General features: G+C 64.5%; 7 protein-coding genes. 6 read left to right on the top strand and 1 reads right to left on the bottom strand.

What is annotated here, in order from left to right:
• The 3 genes from infB to rbfA all read left to right on the top strand — a co-directional run.
• A partial coding sequence (gene infB / locus Q0082_RS05205) for a translation initiation factor IF-2 (protein ID WP_298190612.1) occupies positions 1–1,533 on the top strand: 1,533 nt, incomplete at its 5' end.
• Positions 1,534–1,654: 121 nt separating this feature from the next.
• A complete protein-coding gene (locus Q0082_RS05200; RefSeq protein ID WP_298190611.1) occupies positions 1,655–2,191 on the top strand; it encodes a DUF1697 domain-containing protein in 537 nt (178 codons plus the stop codon).
• Between the two features lie 14 nt (positions 2,192–2,205).
• Entirely contained in the window at positions 2,206–2,601 is a 396-nt protein-coding gene (gene rbfA / locus Q0082_RS05195) for a 30S ribosome-binding factor RbfA (protein ID WP_298190610.1), read from the top strand.
• Here the strand turns inward: rbfA and Q0082_RS05190 are convergent.
• Complete coding sequence (locus Q0082_RS05190; protein WP_298190609.1) at positions 2,598–3,182, bottom strand: YceI family protein; 585 nt, start codon at positions 3,180–3,182, stop codon at positions 2,598–2,600. The genes rbfA and Q0082_RS05190 overlap by 4 nt on opposite strands.
• Positions 3,183–3,374: 192 nt before the next feature.
• On the opposite strand from Q0082_RS05190, the gene Q0082_RS05185 reads away from it, so the two are divergent.
• From Q0082_RS05185 to truB, 3 genes are all read left to right on the top strand, one after another.
• A complete protein-coding gene (locus Q0082_RS05185) occupies positions 3,375–3,941 on the top strand; it encodes a GNAT family protein (protein ID WP_298190608.1) in 567 nt (188 codons plus the stop codon).
• A 38-nt stretch (positions 3,942–3,979) separates the two neighbouring features.
• Positions 3,980–4,639 (top strand): site-2 protease family protein, encoded by a 660-nt coding sequence (locus Q0082_RS05180; protein WP_298190613.1) that lies wholly within the window; start codon positions 3,980–3,982, stop codon positions 4,637–4,639.
• A 10-nt stretch (positions 4,640–4,649) separates the two neighbouring features.
• Positions 4,650–5,390: tRNA pseudouridine(55) synthase TruB (gene truB / locus Q0082_RS05175; protein WP_298190607.1), on the top strand; the 741-nt coding region annotated here is incomplete at its 3' end.

The raw sequence follows: 5,390 nt of genomic DNA, 5'->3' as shown, positions 1-5,390 counted from the left end.
GTCGATACCGAAGAGTCGCTGCTGCCGCGTCCGCCAGTCGTCACGATCATGGGCCACGTCGATCACGGCAAGACCAGCCTGCTCGACGCGCTGCGCGGCACCGACGTGGTGCGCGGCGAAGCTGGCGGCATCACGCAGCACATCGGCGCCTACCAGATCAAGACAAAGGCCGGTGACCATATCACCTTCCTCGATACCCCGGGCCACGAAGCCTTCACCGAAATGCGCATGCGCGGTGCCAACGTCACCGACATCGTCATTCTGGTGGTCGCCGCCGACGACGGGATCATGCCGCAGACGATCGAGGCCATCAATCACACCAAGGCCGCAGGCGTGCCGATGATCGTCGCGATCACCAAGGCCGACAAGCACGAGGCCAACCCGCAGAAGATCCGCGAGCGCCTGCTCGAGCACGAAGTCGTGGTCGAGGAAATGTCGGGTGACGTCCAGGATGTCGAGGTTTCGGCCAAGACGGGTATGGGGCTCGACACGCTGATCGAGAAGATCCTGCTCCAGGCCGAACTGCTCGAACTGCGCGCCAATCCGGACCGCGCGGCGGAGGCGACCGTGATCGAGGCCAAGCTCGACAAGGGCAAGGGGCCGCTGGCGACCGTGCTGGTCAACCGCGGTACGCTCAAGGTTGGTGACATTCTGGTCGTGGGCACCCAGTCGGGCCGCGTCCGCGCGATGCTCGACGACAAGGGGCGCCAGATCAAGGAAGCGCCGCCTTCGCTGCCGGTCGAAGTGCTCGGCCTCGGCGGTGTGCCGATGGCGGGCGATACGCTGACCGTGGTGGAGAACGAGGCGCGTGCCCGCGAGGTCGCCGCCTACCGCCAGGAACGCGCGACCGCCAAGCGCACCGCGCAGGCACCGACGAGCCTCGAGAACATGTTCTCCGCGCTTGCCGCCAAGCAGGCCGTCATCGAGTATCCGGTGGTGGTCAAGGCCGACGTGCAGGGCTCGACCGAAGCGATCGTCAATGCGCTCAACCGCATTTCGACCGACGAGATCAAGGTCCGCATCCTCGCCTCGGGCGTGGGCGCGATCACCGAAAGCGACGTCAACCTCGCGCAGGCGAGCGGCGCGCCGATCATCGGCTTCAACGTCCGTCCGAACGCCAAGGCGCGTGAACTGGTCGAACGCTTCAAGGTGCGGATGAAGTACTTTGACGTGATCTACCAGCTGACGGACGATATCCGCCTCGAGATGGCCGGACAGCTCGGGCCGGAGCGGATCGAGACCGTGGTTGGCCGCGCCGAGGTCAAGGAAGTGTTCCCCGCGGGCAAGCGCGACAAGGCCGCGGGCCTCCTCGTGGTCGAAGGCTTTATCCGCAAGGGCATCAACGCCCGCCTTACGCGGCAGGACGTCATCATTTCGCAGACCGTCATCCACTCGCTGCGCCGCTTCAAGGACGACGTGCCGGAAGTGCGCGCGGGCCTCGAATGCGGTGTGGTTCTGGCCGACACGAACGATGTGAAGCCGGGCGACCAGCTTGAAGTCTTCGAGGTCGAGGAGCGCGTGCGCACGCTGTAGGAGCTGAGAGCGTGGCCTATGAACCTGATCGAAGATTGAAGGTTTTTGGCTGCATCGGACTGGTGATCCTTTTCGGATCGCCAGTCCTTCTCCTTGTGTACACCATCATGATAAACGCGTGATGCCCCGCTACGTCGCCCTGCTTGGCTCAATCAATGTCGGCGGGAACCGCCTCTCGATGGCGGAGCTGCGCGAGGCGTTCGAGCGTGAGGGGCTGGAGCAGGTCGAGACGGTGATTGCCAGCGGCAATGTGCTGTTCGAGCATGAGGAGCGCCCGGTCGAGGGCCTTGCCGAAATGCTCGAATGGATCGTCAATGACCGCTTCGGTTTTCACAGCATGGTTGCCGTGCTGAACGCGGCCGAACTGCGTCATGCGATTGAGGACAATCCCTTCGCCGCCGATGGCGATGAGGCAAAGGTCCACACGCTGTTCCTCGATGGAGAGGTCGATCCGGCGCAATTCCGCGTGCTGGTGGAGGATCACCAGGGTCGCGGGCGCGAGAGGCTCGCGATCGGGCCGCGCAGTCTCTATATCGATTACGTTGACGGTGTCGGGACCAGCCGGCTGACGGGGGCGTTCCTCGAACGCCGGCTCGGACGGCACGGGACGGCACGAAACATGCGCTCGCTCGCACGCATTCTCGCGAAGCTGGGCTGAAGGATAGACGTGACATGGCAAAGCAGCCCGCATCCCCGGAAACCCGCTCGGTCCGCCTGCTCAAGGTGGGCGAACAGGTGCGCCACATCCTTTCCGAACTGCTGATGCGGCAGGAAGTGCACGACGAAGTGCTCACCGCGCATTCGGTCTCGGTGACGGAAGTGCGCATGTCGCCCGATCTCCGCCACGCGACGGCCTATATCAAGCCGCTGCTCGGCGCGAACGAGGAAGCGGTGCTGAAGGCGCTGCGGACCAATACCGCGTTCTTCCAGAAGGAAGTCGCCCAGCGCCTGCGCCTGAAGTACGCGGCCAAGGTGAAGTTTCTGGCAGACGAAAGCTTCGATGTGGCGAGCCATATCGACAAGCTGCTCGCCGATCCGCGCGTGGCGCGCGATATCAGCGAAGACTAACTCGGCACCATCCGCGCGCGGATGGTCACGTTGACCATGGCGCCGATGATGAAGGGATAGGCCGTCATCCCGAACTGGCGTCGATCGATCACCCCGGTGCCGACAATCGAAATCGGCTGCGTACCGCCGGTGGAGAAGGGCGGGACCGAGAAGGTCACATTGAGCCGGATCGGACGGGTGATCCCGCGCGCGGTGATCAGGCCCTCGACTTCAGCGGTCTTCTCGCCGGTCATCTTCAGCCGCTTGCCGACAAAGCGCACCGTGGGATGGTGCGCCACATCGAAGAAGCTTTTGCCCTGCAGCGTTTTCGTCTGCGAATCCCCGGTGGTCAGCGTACGCGCGTCAATATCGACGACCATGTCGAGCGCCTCGAGATCAGCGAACGAGAGGTTGAACGTGCCCGACATGTCCGGGAACTTCGCCGTCTTGGAGGCAATGCCGAAGAAGGCGACCTTGGCATCGACGTGGCTGGCGCTGCGGTCGATCACATAGCGCAGATCCCCTGCCGCACCTTGCGCCGGCTGGAGCATCGCCATCAGTGCGGCGAAGATGATCAGCAGGCGGGAAAACAGGCGGTACATGGCGATCCTTGTGAACAATCTGGGTGAACGCAGCGTGACGATGCAACAACGGATCAGGGCGGCGCTTCATTCGCAGCGAAATTGCATGGCCTTGCTTCCCGCGGGTGCTTGGCTTTCCCGGCGCAATGCCTATGTGAGCGAGGGTATGGCAAGCCTCCCTTTCCGCCACTGTGCGCCCCGGGCCGTTGCGCGATGAGCGTCGGCGAACTCTATGTGCCGCTTGCCGAAGGCGATCTGCACCTCGAGCCGCTGCGCGAGGATCACCGCGAAGCCTTGCGCGCTGCTTGTGCCGAGGACAGCGAGATCTGGGAGATCTATCCCTTCTGCTACATGGGCGAGCACTTCGACCCGCAGTTCGATAGCCTGCTGGCAAGCCCGCCGGGGCGCTGCGTCTACGCGGTGCTCAAAGACGGCATCGTCGTCGGGATGACGGCGTGGATCGCGTTCGGCGATCCGGGCTGGTCGATCGAGATCGGCAACAGCTTCATTGTGCCCTCGCTGCGGAGCACGGGCTTCAACCGGCGGCTGAAGCGCTTGATGATCGATCATGTCTTTGCCTGCGGATACGAGCGCGTGGTGTTCAAGGTCGATGTGATCAACACGCGCAGCCGCGCCGCCGTGCGCAAGCTGGGCGCGGTGGAGGAAGGCGTGATGCGCCGAGAACGCAAGACCTGGACCGGGCGCGTGCGCGATACGGTGATCTACGGGCTGCTGCGGGACGATTGGCAGGCCCAGGGTGGTCTGGCGGCGAACGCGTGACAGGCACACTCTATCTGATCGGCACGCTGGTGGTGCCGATGATCTTTGCCATCGTGTTCCACGAGATCGCGCATGGCTGGGCGGCGCGGCTGCTGGGCGATCCGACCGCCTATGAGCGCGGGCGGCTGAGCCTCAACCCACTTCGCCACGTCGATCCGATGGGCACGCTGATCCTGCCCGGGATGCTCAAGCTGCTCGGTCTTCCGGTGTTCGGCTGGGCCAAGCCGGTGCCGGTCAGCTACGAACGGCTGCGCAGCCCCAAGCGGGACATGGCGCTGGTGGCGGCCGCGGGGCCGCTGACCAACTTCGTGCTGGCAGCGCTGGCCGCGGTGGCGTTCGGCCTGCTGCTGCGTGCGGCCGATCCGCAAGCGGCACCGGGGCCGGGCATCCTGTTCGTGGCCGACAATCTCAAGAACTTCATTGCGATCAATGTGTTTCTCGGCACGTTCAATCTCCTGCCGCTGCCACCCTTCGATGGCTCGCGTATCGTGCGGGGCCTCGCGCCGGACGCCGGGGTGCGGCTGCTCGACCGGATCGAGCCGGTGGGCATTCCGCTGTTCATGGCGGTTTTCATCGTGCTGCCGTGGCTGTTTCCGGGGCTCGACATCCTCGACCGGTTGATCGGGCCCCCAATGGAATGGATGCTGAGCCAGTTCGAGCAGATCGTGGCGCTGGTGGCCGGGCCTGAGTTCGATTGATCCTCTTGGCATGGTGAACGGCTGGATCATCCTCGACAAGCCGCACGGCCTTGGATCGACGCAGGCCGTGGGGGCGGTGAAGCGCAACTTGCGCGCAGCTGGCTACGGCAAGGTCAAGGTGGGCCATGGCGGCACGCTCGATCCGCTGGCGACGGGCGTGCTGCCGATTGCGCTGGGCGAGGCAACCAAGCTGTGCGGTCGGATGCTGGACGCGAGCAAGGTCTATGCCTTCACGCTGCGCTTCGGGGAGGAGACCGATACGCTCGATCTCGAAGGCAAAGTGATTGCGACGAGCGACATGCGGCCCGTGCAGTCGGAGATCGAAGCGGTGCTTCCGCGATTCACCGGGCCGATCGAGCAGGTGCCGCCGGCCTACTCTGCAATCAAGGTGGATGGCGAGCGGGCCTACGATCTGGCGCGGGCTGGCGAGGCGGTCGAACTGAAAAGCCGCGCGGTGACGATCCATACGCTGGGAATCAGTGTCTGGGGCGAGGGGGAGGTTACCCTTGTCGCCCATGTCTCCAAGGGCACCTATATCCGCGGCCTTGCGCGCGACATCGCCCATGCCCTCGGCACGGTCGGTCATGTCACGATGCTGCGCCGCCTGAAGGCGGGGCCATTCGACCTCGCACAGGCGATTTCGCTGGACAAATTGAACGAGGTGGGTAAGGGCGCACCCCTTGAACACGTACTCTTGCCGCTGGAGGCAGGGCTGGTCGACATCCCGGCTCTTGACCTTTCGCCCGAGCAG

Origin of the sequence: Novosphingobium sp. (assembly GCF_027489515.1) — a bacterium.
GTDB lineage: Bacteria > Pseudomonadota > Alphaproteobacteria > Sphingomonadales > Sphingomonadaceae > Novosphingobium.
The sequence above is the reverse complement of the archived record's forward strand: the minus strand, read 5'-3'. Positions and strand labels throughout refer to the sequence as shown.

Bases quoted from the DNA above. Each gene is read 5' to 3' on its own strand.
- Q0082_RS05180 (WP_298190613.1), top strand. From the start codon at position 3,980: ATGATCTTTGCCATCGTGTTCCACGAGATCGCGCATGGCTGGGCGGCG.
- Q0082_RS05190 (WP_298190609.1), bottom strand. From the start codon at position 3,182: ATGTACCGCCTGTTTTCCCGCCTGCTGATCATCTTCGCCGCACTGATG.
- Q0082_RS05200 (WP_298190611.1), top strand. From the start codon at position 1,655: ATGCCCCGCTACGTCGCCCTGCTTGGCTCAATCAATGTCGGCGGGAAC.
- Q0082_RS05185 (WP_298190608.1), top strand. From the start codon at position 3,375: ATGAGCGTCGGCGAACTCTATGTGCCGCTTGCCGAAGGCGATCTGCAC.
- rbfA (WP_298190610.1), top strand. From the start codon at position 2,206: ATGGCAAAGCAGCCCGCATCCCCGGAAACCCGCTCGGTCCGCCTGCTC.